Annotated in this window: 19 protein-coding genes; 3 read left to right on the forward strand and 16 right to left on the reverse strand. The window is 64.5% G+C overall.

Going from position 1 to position 24,665, the window contains the following annotated elements; genetic code table 11:
* Nucleotides 1–35: 35 nt before the first annotated feature.
* Nucleotides 36–1,445, reverse strand: coding sequence for a glucuronate isomerase (uxaC, locus tag AC1D1L_RS10900; protein ID WP_477341141.1), 1,410 nt, complete (start codon nucleotides 1,443–1,445; stop codon nucleotides 36–38).
* 173 nt (nucleotides 1,446–1,618) lie between these two features.
* On the opposite strand from uxaC, the gene AC1D1L_RS10905 reads away from it, so the two are divergent.
* Nucleotides 1,619–3,118, forward strand: a complete 1,500-nt coding sequence (locus AC1D1L_RS10905) for a mannitol dehydrogenase family protein (RefSeq protein ID WP_477341143.1) — start codon at nucleotides 1,619–1,621, stop codon at nucleotides 3,116–3,118.
* Nucleotides 3,119–3,277: 159 nt separating this feature from the next.
* Here AC1D1L_RS10905 and AC1D1L_RS10910 read toward each other — a convergent pair whose 3' ends face one another.
* The 11 genes from AC1D1L_RS10910 to AC1D1L_RS10960 form a co-directional block, all read right to left on the reverse strand.
* Nucleotides 3,278–3,685: a F0F1 ATP synthase subunit epsilon gene (locus AC1D1L_RS10910; protein WP_192252660.1), complete on the reverse strand. Its 408-nt coding sequence runs from the start codon at nucleotides 3,683–3,685 to the stop codon at nucleotides 3,278–3,280.
* A 101-nt stretch (nucleotides 3,686–3,786) separates the two neighbouring features.
* Entirely contained in the window at nucleotides 3,787–5,370 is a 1,584-nt protein-coding gene (gene atpD, locus AC1D1L_RS10915) for a F0F1 ATP synthase subunit beta (RefSeq protein WP_185970412.1), read from the reverse strand.
* A 70-nt stretch (nucleotides 5,371–5,440) separates the two neighbouring features.
* On the reverse strand, nucleotides 5,441–6,325 hold the full coding sequence (locus AC1D1L_RS10920) for a F0F1 ATP synthase subunit gamma (protein WP_112559755.1): 885 nt from the start codon (nucleotides 6,323–6,325) through the stop codon (nucleotides 5,441–5,443).
* A gap of 32 nt (nucleotides 6,326–6,357) precedes the next feature.
* A complete protein-coding gene (gene atpA, locus AC1D1L_RS10925) occupies nucleotides 6,358–7,887 on the reverse strand; it encodes a F0F1 ATP synthase subunit alpha (protein ID WP_023822025.1) in 1,530 nt (509 codons plus the stop codon).
* On the reverse strand, nucleotides 7,887–8,447 hold the full coding sequence (locus AC1D1L_RS10930) for a F0F1 ATP synthase subunit delta (RefSeq protein ID WP_477341146.1): 561 nt from the start codon (nucleotides 8,445–8,447) through the stop codon (nucleotides 7,887–7,889). Before AC1D1L_RS10930 ends, atpA begins: the two co-directional genes overlap by 1 nt.
* 247 nt (nucleotides 8,448–8,694) lie before the next feature.
* Nucleotides 8,695–9,090 (reverse strand): AGROH133_08824 family phage infection protein, encoded by a 396-nt coding sequence (locus AC1D1L_RS10935; protein ID WP_112559758.1) that lies wholly within the window; start codon nucleotides 9,088–9,090, stop codon nucleotides 8,695–8,697.
* Between the two features lie 96 nt (nucleotides 9,091–9,186).
* Entirely contained in the window at nucleotides 9,187–9,882 is a 696-nt protein-coding gene (locus AC1D1L_RS10940; RefSeq protein WP_477341148.1) for an aspartate/glutamate racemase family protein, read from the reverse strand.
* A 332-nt stretch (nucleotides 9,883–10,214) separates the two neighbouring features.
* On the reverse strand, nucleotides 10,215–11,549 hold the full coding sequence (locus AC1D1L_RS10945) for a lysine N(6)-hydroxylase/L-ornithine N(5)-oxygenase family protein (protein WP_477341150.1): 1,335 nt from the start codon (nucleotides 11,547–11,549) through the stop codon (nucleotides 10,215–10,217).
* On the reverse strand, nucleotides 11,533–13,359 hold the full coding sequence (locus AC1D1L_RS10950; RefSeq protein ID WP_477341152.1) for an IucA/IucC family protein: 1,827 nt from the start codon (nucleotides 13,357–13,359) through the stop codon (nucleotides 11,533–11,535). Before AC1D1L_RS10950 ends, AC1D1L_RS10945 begins: the two co-directional genes overlap by 17 nt.
* Complete coding sequence (locus AC1D1L_RS10955) at nucleotides 13,356–14,420, reverse strand: GNAT family N-acetyltransferase (protein WP_477341153.1); 1,065 nt, start codon at nucleotides 14,418–14,420, stop codon at nucleotides 13,356–13,358. The genes AC1D1L_RS10950 and AC1D1L_RS10955 overlap by 4 nt, the downstream gene beginning before the upstream one ends.
* Nucleotides 14,417–16,189 (reverse strand): IucA/IucC family protein, encoded by a 1,773-nt coding sequence (locus AC1D1L_RS10960; protein ID WP_477341155.1) that lies wholly within the window; start codon nucleotides 16,187–16,189, stop codon nucleotides 14,417–14,419. The genes AC1D1L_RS10955 and AC1D1L_RS10960 overlap by 4 nt, the downstream gene beginning before the upstream one ends.
* A 113-nt stretch (nucleotides 16,190–16,302) precedes the next feature.
* Between AC1D1L_RS10960 and AC1D1L_RS10965 the strand changes: the two genes are divergently transcribed.
* Complete coding sequence (locus tag AC1D1L_RS10965) at nucleotides 16,303–17,478, forward strand: MFS transporter (protein WP_477341157.1); 1,176 nt, start codon at nucleotides 16,303–16,305, stop codon at nucleotides 17,476–17,478.
* An 11-nt stretch (nucleotides 17,479–17,489) separates the two neighbouring features.
* Here AC1D1L_RS10965 and AC1D1L_RS10970 read toward each other — a convergent pair whose 3' ends face one another.
* The 4 genes from AC1D1L_RS10970 to AC1D1L_RS10985 all read right to left on the reverse strand — a co-directional run bounded on the left by AC1D1L_RS10970 (nucleotide 17,490) and on the right by AC1D1L_RS10985 (nucleotide 23,830).
* Nucleotides 17,490–18,776 carry a RhtX/FptX family siderophore transporter gene (locus tag AC1D1L_RS10970; protein WP_477341159.1) on the reverse strand — a complete coding sequence of 429 codons (1,287 nt, stop codon included), beginning with the start codon at nucleotides 18,774–18,776 and terminating at the stop codon, nucleotides 17,490–17,492.
* Complete coding sequence (locus AC1D1L_RS10975; protein WP_477341161.1) at nucleotides 18,773–19,123, reverse strand: hypothetical protein; 351 nt, start codon at nucleotides 19,121–19,123, stop codon at nucleotides 18,773–18,775. The genes AC1D1L_RS10970 and AC1D1L_RS10975 overlap by 4 nt, the downstream gene beginning before the upstream one ends.
* A gap of 39 nt (nucleotides 19,124–19,162) precedes the next feature.
* Nucleotides 19,163–21,310, reverse strand: coding sequence for a TonB-dependent receptor (locus tag AC1D1L_RS10980; protein WP_477341163.1), 2,148 nt, complete (start codon nucleotides 21,308–21,310; stop codon nucleotides 19,163–19,165).
* Between the two features lie 336 nt (nucleotides 21,311–21,646).
* On the reverse strand, nucleotides 21,647–23,830 hold the full coding sequence (locus AC1D1L_RS10985) for a primosomal protein N' (RefSeq protein WP_477341164.1): 2,184 nt from the start codon (nucleotides 23,828–23,830) through the stop codon (nucleotides 21,647–21,649).
* 91 nt (nucleotides 23,831–23,921) lie between these two features.
* Between AC1D1L_RS10985 and fsa the strand changes: the two genes are divergently transcribed.
* Nucleotides 23,922–24,578 carry a fructose-6-phosphate aldolase gene (gene fsa, locus AC1D1L_RS10990; RefSeq protein ID WP_477341166.1) on the forward strand — a complete coding sequence of 219 codons (657 nt, stop codon included), beginning with the start codon at nucleotides 23,922–23,924 and terminating at the stop codon, nucleotides 24,576–24,578.
* Nucleotides 24,579–24,665: the final 87 nt, after the last annotated feature.

Here is a 24,665-nt window from a genome sequence, read left to right on the forward strand (position 1 = left end):
TGTCTTCCTCCCTTTTGAAATTCACGACGCCCGGCTCAGAGCCGGTACGCCTTCTTGGCAAGCGTGTAGGCAAGCTCCCGCGCCAGCTCGTGCGCCTCGTCCTCCCGTAGCCGGTGCTCGGCGACGAGACGGGCGAGAAAGGCGCAGTCGGCCCGGCGTGCCACATCGTGACGGGCGGGTATGGATGGAAAGGCGCGGGTGTCGTCGTTGAAGCCGACGGTGTTGTAGAAGCCGGCGGTCTCGGTGGTCATTTCGCGGAAGCGGCGCATGCCTTCCGGACTGTCATGGAACCACCAGGCCGGCCCGAGCTTCAGCACCGGATAGACGCCGGCGAGCGGCGCCAGTTCGCGCGCATAGCTCGTCTCGTCGAGCGTGAACAGGATGATGGTCAGGTCGCGCTCTAGCCCGACGCAGTCGAGCAAAGGTTTGAGCGCCGCCGCATAGTCGGTGCGGGTCGGAATATCGAAGCCTTTGTCGCGGCCGAATTTTTGGAAAACACCAGGCGAATGATTGCGCCACGAGCCGGGATGGATCTGGATAACCAGCCCGTCGTCGCGGCTCATCTTGGCCATTTCGGTCAGCATCTGGGCGCGAAACAGTTTGCGCTCGCGCTCGTCGTGGGAGCCGCGGCGGATGCGGTTGAACAGCTCTTCCGATGCCGCATCGGAAAGGTTGGCGGTCTCCGCAGTCGGATGGCCATGGTCGGACGAGGTCGCACCGAAGCTTTTGAAGAAGGCGCGGCGCTGGCGATGCGCGTCGAGATAGCCGGCCCATGTGCCGGTATCGCAGCCGCTGACCTCGCCGAGACGGTCGAGGTTGCCTAAGAAGCCCTCGAAGTCTGGATCGACGACGGCATCCGGCCGGTAGGCGGTGACGACGCGGCCTTGCCAGCCGCTGTCGCGGATCGCCTTGTGCCATTGGAGATCGTCCAGCGCCCCCTCGGTCGTCGCAATGACCTCGATGTTGAAGCGCTCGAACAGTGCACGCGGGCGATAGCCGTCCTGTTTGAGCAGGCCGGCGATGGTATCGTAGTGGCGGTCGGCGGTGCTCGCGTTGAGCGGCTCGTCAATGCCGAACAGATGCTCGAGGACATGGTCGAGCCACAGTCGCGTCGGTGTGCCACGAAACAGATAGTAGTGTTCGGCAAAGCGCCGCCAGATCGCCCTTGGGTCGCTCTCGACCGGCGAGCCGTCGAGGGCTGATATACCGAGGTCCTCCAGCCGCACGCCCTGGCTGAACAGCATGCGGAAGATGTAATGGTCGGGCACGACCAGCAATTGCGCCGGGTCCGGAAACGGCTCGTTGAGCGCATACCAGCGCGGATCGGTGTGGCCGTGCGGGCTGACGATTGGCAGGTCCTTGACACCGGCATAGAGATCGCGCGCGATCGAAAGCGCACGCCCTTCAGCGGCAAAAAGCAGATCGGGGTGGGTCAATCCTGCCACGTCACTCCTCCCAAGGGCGCTATCGATAGGATTGGCAAGAAGTAATGTCAACATACAAAAATTGGATTGTTGTATGATGACTTTTAGCCGACACCGGGTCATTGTGCGGCGGGAGAACGGATGTTACGCCGCTAGCCTCCCGACCGATCAATCCGAGCCCGACAAGCCAAACCATGACAACCAGACGCCTTTGCAACGACACGGTGCGATCCTTGCCGGCCTCGGCTGCGATCCCGGCCTATGACCGCGCCGCCGTCGCCCCAGGCATCGTCCATCTCGGCGTCGGCGCCTTTCACCGCGCCCATCAGGCAGCCTATGTCGATGACTGCCTGGCTGCCGGCGAGACCGGCTGGGGTATCATCGGCGTGTCGCTGCGCAGCCCCGACACGCGCGATGCGCTGACGCCGCAGGACGGGCTCTACACGCTGGCGGTGCGCGGCAGCGATGGCGAAGCGCTTCAAATAATCGGCTCGATCCAGTCGATGCTGGTGGCGCCGGAAGATCCCGGCGCGGTGCTCGCCGCGCTGACCGATCCGCGCACCCGCATCGTCACGCTGACCATCACCGAAAAGGCCTATTTGAGAGCAGCCGACGGCAGCCTCGACGAAAGACATCCCGATATCGTCCACGATCTTGCCAATCCCGGATCGCCGAAAACCGCGCATGGCTTTCTGGCTGAAGCGCTGGCGCACCGCCGTGCCGCCGGCACGCCACCCTTCACCGTGCTGTGCTGCGACAACCTGCCGGCCAACGGCGCCACGCTGCACCGGTTGCTGATCGCGTTCGCCAAATTGCGCGATGCCCGGGCCGCTGCATCGGGCGATGCCCTGCTCGAGGAACACATCGTCGATGCGGTGGCATTCCCCTCGAGCATGGTCGACCGCATCGTGCCGGCAACCATCGATGCCGACCGGGGGCGCATTGCCGGCGAACTCGGCGTCGCGGACGCCTGGCCGGTGATGACCGAGCCGTTTCGGCAATGGGTGATCGAGGACCGCTTCCCGGCGGGACGACCGGCCTGGGAAAAATTCGGCGTCACCATGGTCGAGGATGTCGGGCCGTTCGAAGACATGAAGCTCAGGCTGCTCAACGGCGCCCATTCGGGCATCGCCTATCTCGGCCTGCTCAGCGGCCACGCCACCGTCGACCGTGCCTTCGCCGACCCGTCGATCCGTGAATTCGTCGACCGGCTCTGGACCGAAGCGATCCCTACCTTGCCCGCTGATGCCGGGCTCGACACGTCGGCCTATACGGCCGAACTTGCCGAGCGTTTCTCCAACACAGCACTCGCGCACCGCACGGCGCAGATCGCCAATGACGGCAGCCAGAAATTGCCGCAGCGCATCGTCGCTTCCGCCATCGAGCGTATCCAGGCCGGCCTGGTCCCGGAGCATCTGACGCTGGTGATCGCCGCCTGGATCGCGGCCTGCGAGGCGCGCGGCAAAAGCTTGCCGGAAGCCCACTTCACCGATCCGCTCGACGCCGCACTGGCAGCTATCGGCGAACGGCGGACGCAGGAACGTGTAGCGGCGGTATTCGACCTCGCCGGCTTCGCCACCGGCAAGCCCGAGCGTCAGCCGCTCATCGAACTGGTCGCCGCCCATCGCGTCCATATCCGGCAAGGCGGGATAGCGCTTGCGCTCGCAGCGCTCGGAAAGGCGAGACGGGCCTAACGGCGATCCAGGCCCGGATTCTGATCCGAAAGAGCCCGCATTGCCGAGCCGGCAAGTCGCGACTCCGTCCGACTGCTGACGTGCTTCAGCCATATCTGTGGGCACAAAAAAAGGCCGAGTTGAACCCGGCCTGTCTCGTAGTTTGTTTTCGCCTGCGGCCTAAGCTGCCAGCAGCGCGCTTTCGAGCGTGGTGAGCTGGGCGAGGAACTGCTCGGCCTTGCTGCGGGACTGATCGTCCTTGGCATCGGCAGCATCTTCCTTGGCGTCCTGGATGCGGCGGGCGAGATCGGCGCGGTCGATGTCGCCGACGGCAACCGCCGATTCGGCCAGCAGCGTGCAGCCGGAAGGCAGGATGTCGGCAAAGCCGCCGAACACGACATAACGCTCTTCCTTGCCGCCGGCGGTCTTCACCGTGACGACGCCTGGCTTGATCGTGGTCATGACCGGCGCGTGATGCGCCATCACGGTCATCTCGCCTTCGGCGCCGGGAATGACGACGGCTTCGACCTGCTCGGAAACGAGCAGCCGCTCCGGCGAGACCAGTTCGAATTGGAAAGCTTCAGCCATGATCATTTTAGCGAGTAGGGAATAGTGAGTAGCGAGTAGGGAAAGAAGACCCGCTCAACCCATCAATCCCTATTCGCTACTCCCTATTCGCTATTCGCTTCTTATGCCGCTTCCGCCGCGAGACGCTGTGCCTTCTCGACCGCTTCGTCGATGCCGCCGACCATGTAGAAGGCGGCTTCCGGCAGGTGATCGTAGTCGCCGTTGCAGAGGCCCTTGAAGCCCTTGATGGTGTCGGCGAGGTCGACCAGCTTGCCCGGCGAGCCCGTGAACACTTCGGCGACGAAGAAGGGCTGCGACAGGAAGCGCTCGATCTTGCGGGCGCGAGCCACGGTCTGCTTGTCCTCTTCCGAGAGCTCGTCCATGCCCAGGATGGCGATGATGTCCTGCAGCGACTTGTAGCGCTGGAGGATCGACTGCACCTGGCGGGCGACGGCATAGTGCTCTTCGCCGACGACAAGCGGGTCGAGCATGCGCGAAGTCGAATCGAGCGGATCGACCGCCGGATAGATGCCTTTTTCCGAGATCGCGCGGTTGAGCACGGTCGTCGCGTCAAGGTGGGCGAAGGAGGTTGCCGGCGCCGGATCGGTCAAATCGTCGGCGGGCACGTAGATCGCCTGCACCGAGGTGATCGAGCCCTTGGTCGTCGTCGTGATGCGTTCCTGCAGCGCGCCCATGTCGGTGGCCAGCGTCGGCTGATAGCCCACGGCCGAAGGAATACGGCCGAGCAGCGCCGACACTTCCGAACCCGCTTGCGTGAAGCGGAAGATGTTGTCGACGAAGAACAGCACATCCTGGCCCTGGTCGCGGAAATATTCAGCGACCGTCAGACCGGTCAGGCCGACACGGGCACGTGCGCCCGGCGGCTCGTTCATCTGGCCATAGACCAGTGCCGCCTTGGAGCCTTCGCCGCCGCCCTTCTTGTTGACGCCGGACTCGATGAACTCGTGATAGAGATCGTTGCCTTCGCGGGTGCGCTCGCCAACGCCCGCGAACACCGAGAAGCCGCCGTGAGCCTTGGCGACGTTGTTGATCAGTTCCTGGATCAGCACGGTCTTGCCGACGCCGGCGCCGCCGAACAGGCCGATCTTGCCGCCGCGGGCGTAAGGCGCCAGAAGATCGAGAACCTTGATGCCGGTGATCAGGATCTGCGCTTCCGTCGACTGTTCGACATAGGACGGAGCCGGCTGGTGAATGGCGCGCATTTCGATACCGTCGACCGGGCCTTCTTCGTCGACCGGCTCGCCGATGACGTTGATGATGCGGCCGAGCATGCCCGGGCCGACCGGCACGGTGATCGGCGCGCCGGTGTCATAGACGTCCTGACCGCGAACCAGACCTTCGGTGGAGTCCATGGCGATGCAGCGCACGGTGTTTTCACCGAGATGCTGGGCAACTTCGAGCACCAGGCGATTGCCGACATTGGTCGTCTCGATGGCGTTGAGAATGGCCGGCAGGTGATCGCCGAACTGGACGTCGACGACAGCGCCGATGACCTGGCGGACCTTGCCGACAACGCCGGTCTTCTTCACAACGGCGGCCGTCGTCTTCGCTGCCGTAGCCTTGGCCGGGGCCGCTGCCTTGGCGGGCGCAGCCGCCGTCTTGGCCGGAGCGGCCTTCGCCGCTGCTGCCGGAGCCTTTGCCGCCGCTTTGGGAGCTGCCGCCTTCGGGGTCGCTGCTTTCGCCATCGTCTTTACCCTTTTCGTCCTTTGTTTCTCACGCTCCACCACAAGGTCGATGACCTCCTGGCGGCCGCGCCTAGAGCGCCTCGGCGCCCGAAATGATTTCGATCAGTTCCTTGGTGATCTGCGCCTGCCGCTGGCGGTTGTAGGTGATCGACAACTTGTTGATCATGTCGCCGGCATTGCGCGTCGCATTGTCCATTGCGCTCATCTTGGCGCCCATCTCGCCAGCTGCGTTTTCGAGCAGCGCGCGGAAGACCTGGACCGAGATGTTGCGCGGAATGAGGTCGGTCAGGATTTCGCCTGGCTCCGGCTCGTATTCGTAGACGGCATTGCCGCCGGCGGTCGCCTCGGCGGGCGCGGAGGCCACACCGGCCGGGATGATCTGCTGTGCCGTCGGGATCTGGCTGATCACCGACTTGAACTGCGAATAGAATAGCGTGCAGATGTCGAAGCCGCCCTCGCCGAACAGATGGATGACCTTGCGGGCGATGGCGTCGGCATTGACGAAGCCGAGCGTTTTGACCTCACGCAGATCGACGCGTTCGAGGATCATCGAACCGTAGTCGCGGCGCAGGATGTCGAAACCCTTCTTGCCGACACAAATGATCTTGACCTGCTTGCCGTCGGCCAACAGCCGGCGGATGTGGTCGCGGGCGAGGCGCGCGATCTGCGAATTGAAGCCGCCGCACAGGCCGCGCTCGGCGGTGCAGACGACGAGCAGATGCACATCGTCCTTGCCGGTGCCGGTCATCAGCGCCGGGGCATCGCCGCCGCCGCCGATCGCCTGGGTGATGTTGGCGAGCACCAAACCCATGCGCTCCGAATAGGGGCGCGCGGCTTCCGCGGCTTCCTGCGCGCGGCGCAGCTTCGCCGCGGCGACCATCTGCATCGCCTTGGTGATCTTCTGCGTCGCCTTGACCGAGGCGATACGGTTACGAAGGTCTTTTAACGAAGGCATGCTTCAAACCTGATCCCGTCCGTCCGGCTTTCTCAAGCGAAGGTCTTGGCGAAGGCATCGATCTCGGCCTTCAGCTTGGCGCGCAGATCGTCCGACAGCGCCTTCTCCTTGCGGATGCCGTCAAGCACGTCCTTACCGGCCGAGCGCATGTGGCTGAGCAGGCCATGCTCGAACTTGCCGACCTGATTGATCGCCAGCTTGTCGAGGTAGCCGTTGACACCGGCGAAGATCACCGCGACCTGTTCCTCGACCTTGAGCGGCGAGAACTGCGGCTGCTTCAGGAGTTCGGTCAGACGCGAACCGCGATTGAGCAGGCGCTGCGTGGCGGCGTCGAGATCGGAGCCGAACTGCGCGAAGGCCGCCATTTCGCGGTACTGCGCGAGCTCGCCCTTGATCGAGCCGGCGACCTGCTTCATCGCCTTGATCTGCGCCGACGAACCGACGCGCGACACTGACAGACCGACGTTGACGGCCGGGCGAACGCCCTGGAAGAACAGATTGGTTTCGAGGAAGATCTGGCCGTCGGTGATCGAGATCACGTTGGTCGGGATGTAGGCCGACACGTCGTTGGCCTGCGTCTCGATGATCGGCAGCGCGGTCAGCGAACCGCCGCCATTGTCGTCATTGAGCTTGGCGGCGCGCTCGAGCAGGCGCGAATGCAGGTAGAACACGTCGCCCGGATAGGCTTCGCGGCCCGGCGGGCGGCGCAGCAAGAGCGACATCTGGCGATAGGCGACAGCCTGCTTCGACAGATCGTCATAGCTGATCAGCGCGTGCATGCCGTTGTCGCGGAAATATTCGCCCATGGTGCAGGCGGTGAACGGCGCCAGGAACTGCATCGGCGCCGGATCGGAAGCGGTGGCCGCGACGATGATCGAATAGTCGAGCGCGCCGCGCTCTTCGAGCACTTTCACGAACTGCGCGACGGTCGAGCGCTTCTGACCGATCGCGACATAGACGCAGTAGAGCTTTTCCTTCTCCGGGCCGTTGTCGTGGACCGCCTTCTGGTTGAGCATCGTGTCGAGAATGATGGCGGTCTTGCCGGTCTGGCGGTCACCGATGACCAGCTCGCGCTGGCCGCGGCCGACCGGGATCAGTGCGTCGATGGCCTTGAGGCCGGTCGACATCGGCTCGTTCACCGACTTGCGCGGGATGATGCCGGGCGCCTTGACGTCCACGCGCTTGCGTTCGGTCGCCTTGATCGGACCCTTGCCGTCGATCGGGTTGCCGAGCGCGTCGACGACGCGGCCGAGCAGGCCCATGCCGACAGGCGCATCGACGATGGCGCCGGTCCGCTTGACGGTGTCGCCTTCCTTGATGTCGCGGTCGGCGCCGAAGATGACGACGCCGACATTGTCGGCTTCGAGGTTGAGCGCCATGCCGCGGATGCCGCCGGGAAATTCGACCATCTCGCCGGCCTGGACATTGTCGAGGCCGTAGACGCGGGCGATACCGTCACCGACGGACAGCACCTGTCCAACTTCGGAGACCTCGGCCTCCTTGCCGAAATTCTTGATCTGGTCTTTCAGAATTGCGGAAATTTCCGCGGCGCGGATGTCCATCAGCCGACCTCTTTCAGTGCAAGCTTGAGCGAATTGAGTTTGGTTTTGAGCGACGTATCGATCTGGCGCGAGCCCATCTTGACCACCAGCCCGCCGAGCAGCGACGGATCGACGGTAACGGATATCGCCACGTCCTTGCCGGCGACGCTTTTCAGCGCGGCCTTGAGTTCGGTCTGCTGGGCCGCCGTCAATTCATGCGCCGAGGTGACCTCGGCAGCGGTCTCGCCGCGATGCTCGGCGGCGATCTGGCGGAATGCCTTGATCATGCCGGGCACGGCGAAGAGGCGACGGTTGCGGGCGACCACGCGCAGGAAATTGCCGGTGAGACCAGTGATGCCGGCCTTGTCGGCGATCGCCGCGATGGCCTTGGCCTGGTCCTCGCTGGAGAACACCGGGCTGTTGATGAGGCGGGTCAGGTCGGCGCTGCCATCCAGCATCGTTGCGAAGCTGTTGAGGTCGGCCTCGACCTTGGCCACTGAAATGGACTGCAGTGCGAGTTCGAACAGCGAACCCGCGTAGCGTTCTGCGACACCTGAGATTGGCGATGACGATTGGGCCACGGACTGTCTTTTCTCTTGTCTGACAGGCCGCAGATTGTTGGCGCGAGCAAAAAACTCTGGCTAAATCTTTGACCTTACTAAGTTTTTCCAAGCACGAAGACGCGGCTTCCGCTATCCCCGGCCGAAAGTCGATTGCCGTCTAGCACAGGCATTTTAAGACCGCAATGCGTCGTTCCGCATGCTTTTCAGGCACTATTGTCGCATCCGGCGGCAGAGTTCAACCAAAGCCTTCGGATTGGCCGCCGATTCAGGGCAGAAAGCCGAAGACGAAGGCGAGCGGCAGTGCGGCCAGCACCAGCTCGACAATGATCGACGCCCAGTTGAAAGGCGTGTTCGCGCCATCCGACATCATCGACAGCAAACGGCCGAAAGCGGTGAACAGCCAGGAGAAGCCAAGCGCCATATAGAGCCATGGCTGCGCCAAAAGAATGCAGCACAGGCTGACGCCGAGATAGAAGCCGGACATGCGGCCGCGCCCTTCGGCGATGGCCGCTGCCTTTTCCGGTCGAACCTGCAGCCTGAGGATGCGGAAGGCGAGCCCCGGCGCGAGGAAGAATATGAGGCCCAGCGCCAAGGTGACGACGGCGCTCGACCACGCCAGCCATTCGCCCTGGCTGGTCGGCCACGGAAACGCAAACTCCATCTTTGTCCCCTCGCAAATGGCTGTCTGAAATCGCGGCCATTCTAGCGAAGGAAAGACTGCGCGCCAGATGGCGGTGGGCAGTTTAGCAACGGCGCATCACGAGAGCGCGAATTCAACCGCCGCCTCGGCATGGATGCGCGTGGTGTCGAACACCGGAATGTCGAAATCGCCTTGGCCGATCAGCATGGTGATCTCGGTGCAGCCCATGATGACGCCGTCAATCTTTTCATCGCGCCGCAAGCGCGCGACCTCATCGACATAGGCCGCCTTCGATGGTTCGCTGACAATGCCCTGGCAGAGCTCGTCATAGATCACCCGATGCACCATGTCGCGGCCGGCCTGGTCCGGCACCACTGGTTCGAGGCCATACTTGTCGGTCAGCCGGCCCTTGTAAAAATCCTGCTCCATGGTGAAGCGCGTCGCCAGCAGCGCTGGCCGCCTGACGCCGGCGCCCTTGACCGCCATCGCCGTGGCATCGGCAATGTGGATAAGTGGAATGGACACCGCCGCCTGCATCTGATCGGCGAGCTTGTGCATGGTGTTGGTACAGATCAGCAGCCCTTCGGCGCCGCCCGCCTCCAGCTTGCGCGCGGCATCCGCCAGAAGCACGCCCGCACCGTCCCAGTCGCCGTGATGCTGCCGCTCGGCGATCTCGGCGAAGTCGAAGGAATGGAGCAGCAGCTTTGCCGAATGCAGCCCACCCAATCGCTCGCGCACAATCTCGTTGAGCAGGCGGTAGTAGATGGCGGTCGATTCCCAGCTCATGCCGCCGAGCAGGCCAAGGGTTTTCATTTAGTCATCCGTTCTCGTTGCGCCAAGGCCGCCATAGAGCACGCTAGCGTCGCGGCCTCACGTGATTCCAAACAATTGGAAACCAAAAAAGGAAGACGAAAAAGATCGCACCATAGAGGATGGGATGCCGACCGGTTACCAGCAGCACCACCCAGAACTACACCGACAACGAGCATAACGACGCCGAAGAGGAAACGGATACCTGCCTCCAATCGCAATCCGGAAAACAGACGGCCTGAAGAACCGGACGATCGGCCTCACAGAAAAGCTTTGCGGGTCGATGTCAACCTGAACGCGGGCCGAACCCCGCGCCTCGGCCATGGCGCCAAATATTACCGCGCACCCGATTCGGTCATCCTCGCACTGGTGCCGAGATGATGCAGGCTTTGTGCCGTATGCCTCGAACTCCAGGCAACCGGGGGGTCGGGCAAATCGAGATCGAAATGTGCCCTCCCGAGCAGTGAATTGACGATCTTGGCGCTGCGCCAGGCCATCAGGCTGAGCTGCGGCTCGGCTATGCCATGGCTGAGGCGACCGGCATTGAGCGCGTAGATGCGCCGGTCATCCGGCCCGTCCCACTCAACCTCGAAGCTGGCGTTGAGCCGGTAGTGGCCGCGCTCGTCCAGCGCGATCCTGTCCATCAGCGGCGCCATGCAGTCGGGAATGGCAAAGGCATAGCCGGTGGCCAGCACCACCGCATCGACGGTGCGCCTCTCGATGGCGCCGTCGAAGCCGTTGCGCATGATCAGCCGGTATTCACTGCCTTCCCGTGTCACGTTCAGCACTTCGCGGTGCGGCGTCATGTTGACCGTCGTCGTTTCCTCGGACAGATGCCGCAGCGTGTAAAGCCGGCGGTAGATCGCCTTCAGCGTGCTCGTCGATGCGCCGTCGCCGGCAAGCAGCTGCTGTTCCAGGATGGTCTCGCGCCGCCCTTGCGGCAGCCGATGGAAGTTTTCCACATAGCCCGGCGTAAAGAGCTCGTCGGTGAAGGGCGAGTCGTCCAGCGGCAGGAAATTTGGTCGCATCGAGATCCACTCGATCTCGCGGCCGGCAAAGCGGTCGGAGGAGATCAGATGCAGCAGCACTTCGGCGCCGCTCTGGCCACCGCCGATGACGGCAATGCGCTGCCCGGTCAGGCGATTGAGACGGTTGGCGGCCTGGGCGTTGTGGAAGCATTGGTCGGAGGCCGCCGCTCGCGCCCAGGCAGGGATGTTGGGCTTCAGCCCGACGGCAATGGCAAGATTGCGCGCGCTCACCTCCTCACGGCCAATACGGAGCCTGAAATTCGTTCCGTCGAAGTCGATCTGATCGACGGCACTGGCAAAGCGCAGCGAAGACAGGTTCTCGCCGACCCATGCGAGATAGCGGGCGAATTCCGGCCGCGGGATGGCGGAGAAATCTGCGTTCAGGAACTCGTAGAACCGCTTCTGCGCGACCAGATAGGACATGAACGACCATGGACTGGTCGGATGCGTCGCGGTGACGAGGTCCTTGAGAAAAGACGTCTGCAGTTCGACGCCCGGCAGCATCATGCCGGGGTGCCATTCAAGCCGCGTCGCCCGGTCGAAGAAGCGCGCTTCAAAACCATCCACCGCATCGAGATGAGCGGCGAGGCTGAGGTTGAACGGCCCGATACCGATGCCGGCGAGGTCAAGTGCTTGGGTCATGGCGAGCTCCTTCTGGAGCTGGCTGGGCCGAGGGGAGATCGCCGGGCTGACTCGGGTTGAGCGGATTGTCGAGCGGTGTGCCGAGGTCGGGCAGAGGGCGTTCGCCGCTATCGCCATAGCCGATCGCGAACCGCACCTTGTTGATGGCGATGCGCGGAATCTTAGGCGCGAACAGATCGAAAAGCGCGAACCGGTCCGCCAGTTCAGGATTCTGCACCTGGTAGCGCCGGATGGCGTCGGCAAGGATGCCGTAGAAAGTCCTCTCGTCGAAGCGGTCATGGGCGGCCAGCGCCTCGGACAGGAAGCGCAGGACGCTGACGATGTGGCCAGTCTGCAAATGCTGGAGAAGATGCGCCGGTGGCCGGCGCTTCAGCGTCGACAGGATTTTTGGGTCGAGGCCGGCCAGTTCGGGAAACGGCTGGTCGACCAGGTCAAGGTCGCCCTGAAAGTCCTTGACCGCCACGCCGACAGGCGTCGCTCCGTCGAGGATGATCGTGACGTTCTGGCCATGGGCGATGAAGCCGACACCGTAGCGGCACATGAAGTGGTAGAGCGGCACGAAGACCGTAGAGAACAGGCGGTCCAGCCATGCCTCCGGACCAAGGCCGGATTCTTCGATCAGGGCGCTGGCGATCGGCCTGCCACGGGCGTCGCGCTGCGGCAAGGCGCCCATCATCATCGGGCGCTGGCCCGTGGCCAGATCCTTTTCGGGGCTTTCGCGCCAGATGGCGCCCAGCATCTCGCAAAACTGGTAGGGCCCGCCTTCAACGCCGGTGTAGTGCGGATGCGGATAGAAGGCGCCGGCGACTTCCCTTAAGACCTTGACGTTCTTGAGCACCGGGTCCGCGGCCGCCACCGTGGCCAGCCAGCGCGACAGATCGGCACCGATCTCCATGTATTTTCCGGGCACCCCGCGCCAGGCCGAGGTGTTGAGAATGGTCAGCGGCAGCTTGACGTGCAGCGCCTCGGGCCGTGCCGCATTGGCAAGTGTGCGCAGCGACTGCAAGGGCAGGAACGGGTCGCCGAACGGGCCAAGCGGCACCAGCCGGCCGGCGGCAATCTCGCCACCATATTGCGAGGCGATCATCGCCTGCCATTGCCAGGGGTGCACCGGCAGCAGCCTGTGCGTCGACCGCGAGACCCCAGCGGCGGTGAAAGCCGTTTCGAGCCTTGCGCGCTCCTCGCCACCGAGTGCGGCCTGCAGCAGCGCCTCTTCGTCAAGCCCGCTGTCGAGCGCCAGCTGGCAACGGTCGCGTGCGGCGGCAAGCCAGAAGAGCCGGACGGCCGCGGCGGATTCAGGCGCGTAGCGCTCGAAATCCTCCCGCCCCCAGCCGAGCCGGCCCTTGTTGGCAGGCGCCTTCGGATGGCCGTCGAGCAAGGCCTGCAACTCGGTGTCCGGCAGCGCCGCAAGCTCGGCCGCCGGTCGGCCGTCGCGCGCCTTGGCGATGCGCATGTCGGCCATCAGCGTGTTGTAGAGTTCTTTCGCATAGGTGCAGAACGTTGCCGGCGACATGCTGAGCGTCTCGCGCGCGTCGGCGAAGAAGGCGACCGCATCGTCGACCGGCAGCTCGATGCCGGCATCGCGGGTCAGCGTCTCGGGGCGGACGGCGATCTGGCCCCATATGCGCCGTGTCGCGGCAAAACGATAGGTCACGCCGGGGCCGGGCGTCAGCTCCCATCGGCCGGGCAAAAGCTCGCGCGGCGACAGGCACTCCTCGAAGGTCAGTTCGGAAATGGCCTTGGCGACCGCCTCGCGGTTGACCGCGGTCCAGCATGCCCCCGCCTTGGCGATCGGTTGCTGCACCGTCACAGCGGCACCTCGCGGAAGAAGCGCTCGCGCTCGCAGCAGACCAGCGCCGCGCGCTTGTGCGGAAAATCGAACTCCTTGACCTTGTCGTAGGCGGCATCGGCGCAATAGCTCAGCATCTTCTGGTGCGCCGCGCGCGGCTCGCCGACGATGCGCTGCGTGCGCGGCTCGTCCAGGAACAGATAGTGGGTGACGGAACGGAACAGAGCCAGTGTCTTCGGCCGGCCGAGATGGCGCGTATTGCCGATCAACCCATGCCAGCCACGGTCCCAGTCGAGCGGCTCGTAATAGGGCCCGAGCCGATCCTCCTTGGCCCAGTAGAACTCGAAATAGCCGGTCGGCTCGCCGTCGAAACTGGCGATGACGCCGAAGATGTGCGGATCGCTTTCCTGCTCGGCGAGATATTTGTCGAGCTCCTCATGGCTCTGGGCAAGCTCCCAGAAAAAGGCGACACGGCCATCATTCATCCAGCGATGGAAGAGATCGAGATCGGTCCGGCGGTCGATCGGACGCAGCGACACGGTGAGGCCGATCTCGGCAATCCAGCGCTCGTACATCGGGCCGCAGGGGCGCGGCTGACGCAACGGCGGCAGTCGGTCTTCCGGGCCGATCGCGGTCGTCAGCGCCGGATAGGTGGAATGCGAGGCCTGGCTGCGCCATAAGAGCGGCAGCTGGCGCAGGACCGAGCGATGGATGATCGCGCGTTCCGGTTCATCCGCTGCCGCCTCGGTGGCCAGCGTCGAAACCGGCCACAGCGTCTCGGCAACCGGCAGGAAAGCGCGGTCGAAGGAGGGATGCAGGCGCAGCGCGGCATCGACCAGACCCGCCAGGATCTGCGGTTGGTCGAGACGTCCGCCGGCGAAGGCGACGTCATCGATCAGCAGGCGGCCATCCGCGACGGAGATGCGGGCCTGTCCGGCCGCTGTTCCGTCAGCATTGACCAGGCTGACATGGCCATCGCCGGCACGGATGGCGAGCGGCTCCGCGGCGGAGGCCAGATGCTGCCATCCTTCGTTGCCGCCAGCGGTGGCGGGCGACCAGTTTTTCGCAGCCTCGATGTTCATGCGTACTCTCTCACATGCAGGGGGTTGGGAAGCTCGACGTAACCGGCCAGCGGGTCGGTCACTTCGGTGTTCTCGTTGATGTCGCGCAGCGCGATCAGGAAATTGCCCTTGGCGTAGAGCGTCGGCGCGTTGAGCAGATAGTCGACGCAGGACCGGTCGGCCATCGGCGTGGCGACCAGCCGCTCGAGCGAGCGGCGGAATATCGCCAGCAGGTCGCCTTCCCTGGCGAGGCCAGCGGCGGCAAGCGCTGCGATGGCGGCGAAGGCGCCGTTGACGATCAAATAGTAGCCGAACAGCTTCGCGGCTGCTTCCGCCGGGAAGACATGATCTCCCGCCTGACCGGCCTCGGGCAGGAATTCGCGCAACCTGGGCAGGAATTCCTCGACATAACCGGTGCCCTGGCAGTCGCGGAAATAGAGCGCATTCGGCCAGCCTCCGGAAAGGCCGACGACAAGGTTCTGCTGGTGGGCGCCGAACAGCAGGCCGAATTCCGAGAAGGCAACGATAAAAGGCTCGATTGCGGTTTCGAGGAAACGCTGAAACCACTGACGCGCCGTTTCCTCGACAGGTCTCTTCTCGTCGCGGGCGATGCGGCGGACCAGGTCGGACAGATGGCTCTCGCTACAGCCGGGATGGCGCTCGCAAAGCGCGCCGAGAACGGCAGCCCGCGGGCTGCCCGTGCCGCGGAACGGATTTTCGCGAAACGAGACGATGGTGTCCGTCATCAGCCGGCCGTCTTCGTCGCGCAGGCCGAACCAGCCCGGCTCGCCCAGCACCGTCATGGTCGGGCAGCGGGTCTTCAAGGCGTCGCCAAGTGTGCCCTTGACCAGCCGGTGCACCGAAAGGCCGCGCCGGCATTCGTGTTCCTCAACGATGCGCCGCGAGTTGGTCAGGCGCAGGCTGAGCGAGAATTTCAGCATCCACTCGGTTTCAGCTGAATGAACCGTACGCAGCGAGGTCGTGGCCCGCCATGCTGGCCCGCCGAGCCCAAGATCGACGATGCGGCCGGCGCGGAACAGGCCTTCGACGCGGTCTTCCAGCATCAGCCGCGCCGCCTGCCACGGATGCATCGGAACGAGAACCTCGCCTTGCTCCCGGCTGGCCCGGGCGAGCAGCTGCGCATCGCTGACGGCGAGCCCGCGGGCCATCTCGGTGATTTCAAGCGGTTCGACGCTGCCGCCGGCGAGTATGGCCGGATCGACGGCCCACCAGCGCAGCTTGAATTGATTGCCGTATTCGTGTCCGAAGCGCTCGGAATCCGTCTGCGTGAATTCTTCGCGGCTCATCGGCGCCGGATGCACGGCGTGGCCAAAGCGCAGCGCGCTCTCTGCTTCGATGAAATCCGGATCGCGTTCGGAGAAGGGCCGCGACGATCCACGCGCCGCAGTCGCCTCTGCGATCGCGGTGATGCTGGCCAGGCTGCGGCGCAGGAAAGTCAGCCGGCTTTTCGGTGTCGCCCGGCCGGCAATGTCTGACTCCGCCAGGATCAGCGCCAAAAGGCTGAAAAGGTCAAGCTCGGTCGCTTCGCCATCGGCATCGAGCCGCCAGAGCGGCATCGCGAAATCGTGGTAACCGACCTTCGAGCGATGCCGCGCCTCGACGAGCACGACCGCGCGCGAGGCCGGGAAATTCAGGCGCAGCACATTCGCCTGCGGCCCGAACAATCCGGTTTGGCTCGCGTCGATGAATTCCCAGCCATCCCATTCCCGCAGCAGCGCGTTGAGGAACGGGCTTAATGCAGAGGAAGCTTCTGGTCTTATTCGCTCCATACCCGTCCTCATACACTCTGAACGATATTGCATTTATAGGATATTATACTTTTACAGATCCCAATATTTCTATTGATAATATAACACAAATAAGAAATAAGCTTCTCGTTGTGATGAACAATACGGAAAATCGATCTTCGCTTCTGCGCCGCCTGGCAATCGCTGTCTCCGCGATCGGCTTCGGCCAGTCGGCCTTCGTGTCGCTCGTTCCCCTGGTGATGGAGCGGCTGAGGCTCGACACATTTGCCGTCGGCGCGGCAACCGCTGTCGGCGCGGCGGCCTTCCTGGTCGGCTCGCCGCTGTGGGGCCGCATGGGCGAACGGCTTGGCCACGCCAGGCTGTTGCGCCTGCTTGGCCTCGCCATGCTGGCCGGTCAGGCGGTGTTCGCCATGCTGCTGACAGCCGGGACCAAAGCCGCGCTCGGCATCGCTCTGCTGATGCTCTCGCGCTTCGTCTACGGCTTCGCCGCGTCGGGCGTCATGCCGACGGCGCAGATCTGGGCGAGCCGCTCGGTTGCCGACGACCGGCGCCAGGCGGCGCTGGGGCTGCTCGGCGCCGGCGTCAGCATGGGACGGCTGGCCGGCGCGCTGCCGGCGGCGGCTGCCGTGCTGTCGCCGCTGCTGCCGCCCATCCTGTTCCTGTTCAGTCCGCTGCTGCTTTGGCTCGCGCCGGGCAGAGAGCAAAGCGGCGGACAGAGCGACGCCAGGGCGGCCGATGCCGGCCGCGGAATATCGCCCTTCGATCGCCGCGCTCTGCCTTGCCTGGCGATCGGCTTGTGCCTGACGCTGGGCTTCGGACAGGTGCAGATGATGCTCGGCCCCATGGTCCAGCAGCGTTTCGCCCTTGGCGCGGCGCAGGCGACGACGGTGACCGGCCTCGCTTTGATGCTGGTGGCCATCGTCATGGTTCTGGTTCAGGGGCTGGTCGTAGCCCGCCTGCGGTTGGCAGAGCGCAACAGCGTTGTCGTCGGCTGCGTCCTGGTTTGCGCCGGCATGACGATACTGGCCGTCACGGCCAGCCATGTCGTCTCGGCGACGTCCCTGATGGTGGCGGCGGCCGGCATTGCGCTGGCGACGCCCGGCTACACCGCCTGGCTGATGAAGCGCCTGGAGCCCGCCGAGCAAGGCGCCGCGGCCGGCTGGCTCACCAGCACCCATGTGCTCGGCCAGAGCATCGGCGCATTGGCCGGCGGCTTTGCCTTCACGCTCTGGCCCTTTGCGCCGCTGGCCGGCTGCGCGGCGCTGGCGCTGGCCGCCGCCTGTCTGGCCGCCATGCTTCGCAAGCACTAGCCAAACCGCGCTCATTCGGCGACCTCCGGCAGCGGCTGCGTCGGAGCTTCCGGCCGGGCTTTTGCGGCATCGGCAAAATGGGCGCTCAGCATGCGATAGGTCGCCACCACAGCAATGCCCGACAGCACGGTCGCCAGGGTGAACAGCGCGGCGTAGCCGAGCATGTCGGCGAGGCGCCCGGCAACCATGGAGCCCACGAGGTAGACGATGAGCTGGGCGCAGGACAGGATGGTGAAATCGGTGCCCGGCTGGTCCGACGAGGTTACGGTCATGAACAGGCTGTAGAGCGCCACGATCTCCATATAGCGCACCAGCGTCTGTAGGAACGAGGCGCCGAAGATCGGCCAGAAGCCGGCAATGGCGCCGAAAGCATGCAGCGCGAAGATCAGGAAGCAGATGGTGCGCAGCGCGCCGAGCAGGCCGAGCACCGAAGCGGCGCCCCGCTTGTGCAGCAGCCACGCCGCCAGCGCCGAGCCGCCGAGGCCGACGGTGAGCGCGGCGCCGCCCGAGAGATAACCGATGATGTCGAGCGGCACGCCGGCATCGACGAGATAGGAGCCTTCCATCGACTTCACCAGCCCTTCGCTGGCCCGGTAGATGAGCGCGATCCACAGGATCTGGCGTGCCTCGGGCCGGCGCAGGAAGCGCAGGATGGAGGGGCGGTTTATGACGGCCTGCGGCGCGCTGGCGACGGGATCGGTCTCGCGCATGGCGAAGGCGGCAAACAGCGGGATGACCGACAGCGCGGCCACCATGGCCACCATGGTTTGCCAGCCGGCATGATGATAGGTCAACAGGCCAAGCGTGCCGCCGAGGACGACACCGAGCGCGACGGAGCCGCCCTGGATCGCATTGCCGATCGGCCTGTCCTTCGGATCGAGATACTTGGCCGCGTAGCCGTCGGTGGCGATGTCCTGCGTCGACATCAAAAGGCTCACAACAAGGCCGACGGCAAAGATACCGGCGACATCGGTCGGCTCGATCCACAGCATGGGGACGATGCCGGCGATGACGCCGACCTGGGTGATGATGACCCAGCCGGCGCGATGTGCGCGGGCCAACGGCCGGAAGCGGTCGACCAGCGGCGCCCACAGGAATTTCAACACCAGCGGCAGCATCAGCAGCGCCATCATGCCGATGGCGGTGCGCGAGACGCCCTGCTCGCGCAGGATCGGCGGGATCGCCGCCGCGAACAGATAGCTCGGAATGGCCTGCGCCAGATAGAGGCAGGCCAGGACGACGAAGAGCCGCAGGCGCGAAAGCCCGGCAGGCGCCGGTCGGTCGGCGTCGCCGCTCATTTGGCATGTCCCTTCGGCGCGTAGCCGCTCAGGAAGGCGTCGGCCTCCGCCCGGCTGCGGGTGACGAGCACCGGAAAGCCGAACAGGCTTTGCCAGACGCGCTGCATGTTCGCGTCGGCCGCGGGGCGCACCAGCGCGCAGGCGCGGCAGACCTTTTCGAGCCGGTCGTGTTCTGCCTTGTACCAGAGGTTTTGTGCCTTGCGCTGGGTGTCGCTTAGCGCGATCTCGATGCCGATATCGACCAGCAGCACGAACGGCTCTTGTTCCAGCGAAAGACGGCCGAGCGCCTCGACATAGGCCCCGCCATCCGCCGGATCGGCGGGAGCCTCTGCCAGCAGCGAGACCAATGCACCGTTTCGTTGGAGAGACACCGCCATCGCCGCCCCTCAGAAGGTGATCTGGTAGGACAGCGCGACCGAACGTCCCAGACCGGGAACGTCGGCACCGCGCGTCGCCGATGCGGAAGGGTTGATGTAGTAGGCGTCGAACACGTTGCGCACCGCAAGGTTCAGCACGCTCTCATTGGCGAACTTCTTCGAGACGGCGAGATTGACCAGCGCGGCACCGTCCAGTTCCTGTGTGGCGATGCGGTCGCGGCCGGACAACAGCTCCAGCTCGCTGCGCAGGGTCAGCTCGTTCTCGAAATGGGTCGTGAGATACACCAGCCCCTTGTAGGTCGAGGGAATGCGGTTGTTGGGCAAATATTCGTTGGCTTCGATGTGGCCGTCGCGATCCGCATCGTATTTGCCTTCGACATAGCCGACCGATCCGCCAAGCGTGAACATGCCGCTGAGGTCGGCCTCGATATTGGCTTCCACGCCCCAGATGCGTTCCTTCTGCTGCGACACCCGGTTGTTTGCGATGTCGTAGCTGACGCCGTTGTCCGAGGTCGACAGATAGGTACTGACGCCGCCGCGATAGTCGCCCCAGTCCCCGCGCAGGCCGGCTTCCCAGGTGTTCACCAGCTGGGGTTCCGGCGCGATATCGGCATAGCTGATCGCATAGTCCGGTGCGTTGGTGCAGGGCAGCAGCGGCCGGATGGCGGTGCCATAGGCGTCGCAGGTTTCGGCGTTCGAGTTCAACCCTGCACGGCGGGTGAAGCCGCCAATGTCGGTCAGGCTGTAGCCTTGCGAGAAATTGCCGAAAAGCTGCATCCTTTCGGTCACATCGTAGACGGCGCCGGCATTGAAGGTGACGGCATCGTAGTCGAACGAGCCGCCGGTCACCCGGATCGCCGGCAGGCCGATAATGTTGCGGCCAAGCAGGACCGCGGCGGCAGGCCGGGTGAAATCCTCCACATTGAGGTAGAACTGGTCGAAGCGCGCCCCGCCGCTGATGCGAAAACGATCCGTCACCGGAATTTCGCCCTGCGCAAACAAGGCGACCGAGTTCTGGGTCGTGGGCGAGATGGCGTGCTGACCGTTGGTCAGCTGTTGATCGGTGGCATCGAAGACGTAGTCGGTGCCCCAGGTCAGCGTGCTGCCCTCCTTTATGAAGTCCATCGGCGTGTTGACGGTCAGATTGACGCCGCTGCGCCGTGACTGCAGCGCCGTCTGGTTGAAGTCGGCCGTCGGGTCCGTGCCCGGCGGCAGGATCACCGGCCGCGTCGGGTTTGTCGGCAGGTAGACCTGACTGTTGACGGCAGAGAATTTGGTGAAGGGCGACTGCTTGAAGATGTCGTTGTAGAACGCCTTGACCTCGAGGTTCCCGAGCGCGAAGTCGCTGTCGGTGTATTTGGCGGTCAGGTATTTCGAATCTTCCTTCAGCGGCTTGCCTTCATAGGGATCGCCGAAATCCGGGGAGACAGGATTGGTCGTGTAATCGGTGAACCAGTCCGGCTTCTGGTTGGCATAGGTCCAGTCGACACTGACCTCAAAGCGCCGCGCATCGAACTGATAACCGGCCACGCCGAACAGATTGCCCGTGCCGGTGCGGTCGCCGCCGCCTTGCCCAAGCATGGCGTCGGAAGCTATCTCGTTGCCGTGGCCGTCATAGGTGCGGCGCGACAGATCGCCGGAGGCCGAGAAGAAATAGTCGAAATCGCCTTTCTTGCCCTCGACCGAGATGCTGGTACTAGGCCCCGCCGATTTGCCGGGATTCTCGGTGAAGGCGGTGACGCCGGTGCGCACCGTCACCTTCGGCTTGTCGCTGTCGCCGCGCTTGGTGATGAAGTTGATCGTGCCGCCGGTGGCGCCGGCGCCATAGAGGCTGGACGCACCGTTGATGACCTCGATGCGCTCGACCGAATTCAGGTCGATCATCGACAGAATGCGTGACACGTCACGCAGCGGCGTGTTGCGCGGCACGCCGTCGACCATGATGAGCACGCTGCGCCCGCGGAAGGTTTCCGAGGCGCCCGAAATGGTCTGGTTGCGTGGCGCGTAGCCGGGAACGACGCGGCTGATCAGGGTCGCGGCGTCGATGTTCTCCTGCGCAGCTTCCTCGACCTGTTCCCGTTCCACGACCTGGACAGACTGGGCAACGCTGGAAATGGACCTTTCATTGCGGCCGGTGACCAGGATCTGGTCTAGCACGGTGGCTCCCTGACTATCTGTTGGGGCGGCTTCCTGGGCGAATGCCGCGCCTGCCAGGATCGACGACCCCAAAGCCGATGACCAGAGAAGTGAAATGTAAAATCTGCGCATGCTGCCCCCAACCATGCCCTGATCCCCAGTGCCAAAGCGGAAAGGCCCAGTTATAATTCATGATAAAACGAGTCAACATTTATTTTATGAGTTTTTTGATCAGGATTACTCAGCAAACGGAACGGCAGTCAGGTATATGAGCCACGCGCATTTTAGCGCATGCTAAGACGCTGAGCTTTCTTGACAAAACGACTTCGGGGCGCCGCCGCGAGCGTTAGCCTTTGCTTACAAAAAGCTTTGCGGGTCGATGTCGACCTGTACGCGGACCGAGCCGCGTTGCTTCGGCCCTTCGGCCAGCATGGTGCGGATGAAGCCTTGCATGTCGGCCCGCCGCTCGCCCTGGATCAGCAAGCGGAAGCGGTGGCGCCCGCCAAGCAGCGACAGCGGCGCCTCGGCCGGGCCAAGCACGAACAGGTCGCTGGCCTGGGGTGCGGCGCGGCGCAGGCCGCGTGCATGGCCCTCGGCCTCCGCCCGGGTCACTGCGCTGACGATGACGCCGGCGAGCCGGCCGAAGGGTGGGAGCGCGGCGCGTTCGCGCTCAGTGATCTCGCGCTCGTAAAACGCCTCGGCATCGCCCGAGACGATCGCCCGCATCACCGGATGGTCCGGCTGGAACGTCTGCAGCAGGCCGAGGCTCTTCTTGCCGGTGCGCCCCGCGCGGCCTGTCACCTGGCTGAGCAACTGGAAGGTGCGCTCGGCAGCGCGCGGATCGCCATTGGCGAGACCCAGATCCGCATCGACGACACCGACCAGCGTCATGTTCGGGAAGTTATGCCCCTTGGCGACGAGTTGCGTGCCGATGACGATATCGGCCTCGCCATTGGCGATGGCCTCCAGCTCCAGCCGCAGCCGCCGCACGCCGCCCATCAGGTCGGAGGACAAGACGATGGTGCGCGCGTCGGGGAAATGCGCCACAACCTCCTCGGCTATGCGCTCGACGCCCGGCCCACAGGCGACGAGATGGTCGAGCGTGCCGCATTCGGGACAGGCCTCCGGCCGCTTTTCATTGTGCCCGCAATGATGGCAGACAAGCTGGCCGCGAAAGCGGTGCTCGACCAGCCAGGCCGAGCAGACCGGGCAGCCGAAGCGGTGGCCGCAGACCCGGCACAGCGTCAGCGGCGCATAGCCACGTCGGTTGAGGAACAGCAGCGACTGTTCTTTTTTCTCCAGCGTGCGCTGCATTTGATCGATCAGCAGCGGCGACAGGAAGCCGCCGCGCGCCGGCGGCGCTCGCCGCATGTCGATGGTCTTGAGGTCGGGAAGGGCGGCCTCGGCAAAGCGCGCCGAAAGCACCGCCCTGCTGTAGCGGCCCTGCTGCGCATTGACCCGGCTTTCGACGGACGGCGTCGCTGATGCCAGTACCACCGGAAAGCTGCTGATATGGCCGCGCACCACCGCCATGTCGCGGGCATTGTAGAAGACGCGGTCCTCCTGCTTGTAGGCGGGGTCGTGCTCCTCGTCGACGACGATGAGGCCGAGCTCGCGGAACGGCAGGAACAGTGCGGAGCGCGCGCCGGCGACGACGCGCACGCCGCCTTCCGCCACTTGCCGCCAGACCTTTTCGCGCATTCTGGGCGGCAGGTCGGAATGCCATTCGGCCGGCTTGGCGCCGAAGCGCTGCTGGAAGCGTTCGAGGAAGGCATGCGTCAGCGCGATTTCCGGCAACAGGATCAGCACCTGCTTGCGCTGGTCGAGAGCCGCCGCCACCGCTTCGAAATAGACCTCCGTCTTGCCCGATCCGGTAACACCGTCCAGAAGCGTCACGTTGAAAGCACCGGCCGCGACATTGGCGCGCAGCATGGCGGCCGCATCAGCCTGATCCGGCATAAGCTCCGGCAGGGCGTAAGAGGCATCGGGCGCTGCGACCACCGGTCGCGGCGGGATCATCACTGTCTCGAACACGCCTTGCGCCTTGAGCCCCTCGATCACCGTCGACGACACGCCTGCCGCATGCGCCAGCCCGGATCGCGTCCAGGCGAGGCCACCTTCCGCCGTCTCCAGCACGCGTGTCCTCGCGTCCGTCATCCGATCGGGCATGAGAAGCGTCCGCTGCAGGCCCTCGATCCACGGTTCGGGATCGAACGCCTCCGGCGCCCTGAGCAGCATGCGCGCCACCATGCCGGGCGGCGACAGCGTGTACTGAGCGATCCAGTCGACGAAGCGGCGCATGCCGCGGTCGATCGGCGGGCAGTCGAAAACCTGCTCGATCGGCCGCAATTTCTTCGCGTCGACCTGTTCGGTCACACCGTCCCAGACGATGCCGGCAACCTGGCGCGGACCGAGCGGCACGCGCACGATCGAGCCCGGTACCACGCGCATGCCGGCGGGCACCGCATAGGTGTAGGGCCGTTCGGCGGGCATCGGCACCAGCACCGGCGCGGCTGCGACAAAGGGCGAATCTTCGATCATCGGGCGTGACCTTGCCCCGACTTTGGTCTAGATCAAAGGGCAACCCCCAAATGTGCATAACCTGCACATGGAAATCTTTCAGGAGACCCCCATGAAATTTTTTGTCGACACCGCTGACATCAAGGACATCAAGGAACTGAACGACCTGGGGCTGCTCGACGGCGTTACCACCAATCCCTCGCTGATCCTGAAATCCGGCGGCAAGATCGCCGATGTCACCAAGCAGATCTGCGACATCGTCAAGGGCCCGGTTTCGGCCGAGGTCGTGGCGACCGAATACAAGGACATGATGGCGGAGGCCGAGGTGCTGGCCAAGATCGCGCCCAATGTCTGCATCAAGGTGCCGCTGACTCTGGACGGGCTGAAGGCCTGCAAGACGATCCGTACCCAGATGAACCGCATGGTCAACGTCACCCTGTGCTTCTCGGCCAACCAGGCGCTGCTCGCCGCCAAGGCCGGCGCCTCGTTCATCTCGCCCTTCGTCGGCCGCATCGACGACACCGGTTCGGACGGCATGGAGCTGATCCAGGAGATCCGGCAGATCTATGACAACTACGATTACCCGACCGAGATCCTGACCGCGTCGGTGCGCACCGTGAACCACGTCAAGCAGGCCGCGCTGATCGGCGCCGATGTCATCACCGCCCCGCCGGCGACGCTAAAGGCCCTGGTCAAGCACCCGCTGACCGACAAGGGCCTCGAACAGTTCCTCGCCGACTGGGCCAAGACCGGCCAGAAGATCGGCTGAGATCAGGCTTCGATATCAACGAAAGGGCCGGGAAACCGGCCTTTTTTATTGCGATCCGCATATTGGGCAACGCTCAGAGACCGTTTC

Source organism: Mesorhizobium sp. P2_D6 (assembly GCF_056404315.1).